The sequence below is a fragment of the Pseudomonas sp. 51_B genome, assembly GCF_017491595.1.
Taxonomy (GTDB): domain Bacteria; phylum Pseudomonadota; class Gammaproteobacteria; order Pseudomonadales; family Pseudomonadaceae; genus Aquipseudomonas; species Aquipseudomonas promysalinigenes.
In genome coordinates, this window is the sequence record NZ_JAFGYW010000397.1 from 1 (window position 1) to 447 (window position 447).

The window sequence follows — 447 nt, forward strand, 5'->3', positions numbered from 1 at the left end:
TACCGTGCCGGAAAAATGGGAAATCACCGGGCTAGGTCCTTCCAAGAACGGGGCACACGCCGACCGCGTCGTTGCGTAGCCACAGCAGCTTCAATGCGACGAGCCGCCCCGCCACGCCACAGGTGGCAGATCGCCAAGGCGACAGCGTCGGCAGCATCAGCAGGCTTGGGAGGAGCCGAGAGCCGCAACACCCGTGCCACCATGAAACCCACCTGGGCTTTGTCGGCTCGTCCTGAACCCGAGATTGCCGCTTTAACCTCACTTGGAGTGTGAAGAGCAACTGGAAGACCATGCCGGGCGGCAATCATCATCGCGATTCCGGCTGCCTGAGCGGTACCAGCTACCGTATTGCGGTTGTGCTGGGCAAACACTTTCTCGACGGCAATGGCATCGGGGCGGGTGTGGTCACGCCACTCCTCCAGCCCGTCGTGGATGCGCAGTAGTCGG

General features: G+C 62.4%; 1 protein-coding gene. It reads right to left on the reverse strand.

Annotation, left to right across the window (positions count from 1 at the left end; genetic code table 11):
* Window positions 1–23 precede the first annotated feature (23 nt).
* Window positions 24–447, reverse strand: a 424-nt coding sequence (locus tag J5M56_RS25410) for a crossover junction endodeoxyribonuclease RuvC (protein WP_207938111.1), incomplete at its 5' end; no start/stop codon positions are given.